General features: G+C 72.6%; 2 protein-coding genes. Both read left to right on the top strand.

Annotated elements, in window-relative coordinates; translation table 11 throughout:
• The coding region (locus tag AB0M20_RS42655; RefSeq protein WP_364307124.1) for a hypothetical protein at positions 1–810 on the top strand (810 nt) is incomplete at its 5' end.
• Between the two features lies 1 nt (position 811).
• On the top strand, positions 812–1,426 hold the full coding sequence (locus tag AB0M20_RS42650) for a class F sortase (RefSeq protein ID WP_364307123.1): 615 nt from the start codon (positions 812–814) through the stop codon (positions 1,424–1,426).
• The last annotated feature ends 142 nt before the right edge of the window (positions 1,427–1,568 follow it).

Raw genomic sequence — 1,568 nt, 5'->3', positions numbered from 1 at the left:
TTCGCCGGCGCCACGCAGGGGCGGCTGCCGCTGCCCGCGGCGAAGGGCGCCGTCGCGGCGCACGTCGACCACCTCACCGGTCAGGCCGACGCGTACGCCACCAAGGACTACGAGAAGGCCGACCGGCTGTACCGGGAGAACTTCGAGCACACCTACGACCTGGGCGGGGTGCTGGCCGGCTCGCTGCTGCCCCCGGCCGACGCGAAGGTGCTGCAGGAGCCGATCTGGCGGCTGCGGTCCACGCTGGGTAAACTGCTGGCCGAGCACGCCGTGCTGATCGAGGACGTGACCCGGGCGGCGGTCTCCAACTCGGCCGACTTCACCGCGGCGGGCAAGCAGATGAACGCGAACACCGAGGCGCTCGCCGGAGCCATCGACACCCTGTTCGACGCGAAAGCGGCGAAGAGCTTCCAGGGCATGTGGGCGGCCCACGTGGAGCAGCTGGTGGCCTACAGCGCGGCGACCGCGAAGAAGGACTCGGCCGGGCAGGAGTCGGCGCGGACCACGCTGGCCGGGTTCGAGAAGCAGATGGCCGCCTTCCTCGGTGTCGCTACCGGGCACAAGCTGAGCGACGCCGACCTGGCGGGCGCGCTGACCGCCCACGACAAGATGCTGATGCAGCACGCCGACGCGTACAGCAGGAAGGACTACCGCGGCGCGCACGACCTCGCGTACCAGACGTTCGACCACATGATCGAGCTCGCCCGGCTGCTGGCCGACGCGTTCGGGGCCGAGGTCGCGGCGAGACTGCCCAAGGGCGGCGCGGCCACCGGGTACGGCGGCGAGGCGCACGTGGTGGAGCATCGCTGACGTGCGTGCGTACGCCCGGGTCCCACTGCTGGCGGCGATTGCCGTCGCGGTGGTGACCGCACTGACCGGCGCCCAGCCCGCGCCCGGCGTCGCACCGGTCCCGGCCGGTGCGGCGCCGCCGGCAACGCCGGGTCTGCTGGCCGACGGCTTCAAGTCGTCACGGACGTACGACACGGTCGCGAAACCGGTCCGCATCCGCATACCCTCGATGGACGTCGACAGTCGCCTGATCGACCTCGGCCTGGCGAAAGACGGCAGTGTCGAGGTGCCGGAGGCGGTCGACGTGGCCGGCTGGTACGACCAGGGACCCCGGCCCGGGCAGGACGGGCCGGCGGTGATCCTCGGGCACGTCGACTCGAAGGACGCGCCGGGCATCTTCTTCGACCTGGTCGATGTCGAGAGGGGTGCGCTGGTGCGGATCGACCGGGCGGACGGCACGTCGGCGCAGTTCCGGATCACCCACGTCGAGAAGGTGCCCAAGACCCGCTTCCCCACCGACGTGGTGTACGCGCCGTCGCTCGACCCCACGCTGCGCCTGGTGACCTGCGGCGGCAGTTTCGACCACTCGCGAAGGAGCTACCGCGACAATGTCATCGCGTTCGCGGAACTGGTCTGAGCGGGCCGCGGCGGGCCCTGCGGCGCGGTTGGCGGCAGCCATCGCGGCCGTCGCGGCGGTGACGCTCGGCCTGGCGCCGCCGGCCGCCGCCGCGCCGGTGCCGTTGCCCGTGGTGACCACGCTGCCGGGCGGCGAGGGCCGG

This window comes from Actinoplanes sp. NPDC051633 (genome assembly GCF_040681735.1).
Taxonomy (GTDB): Bacteria; Actinomycetota; Actinomycetes; order Mycobacteriales; family Micromonosporaceae; genus Actinoplanes.
Note: the sequence above shows the minus strand (reverse complement) of the source record. Positions and strands in the feature narration are given on the sequence as shown.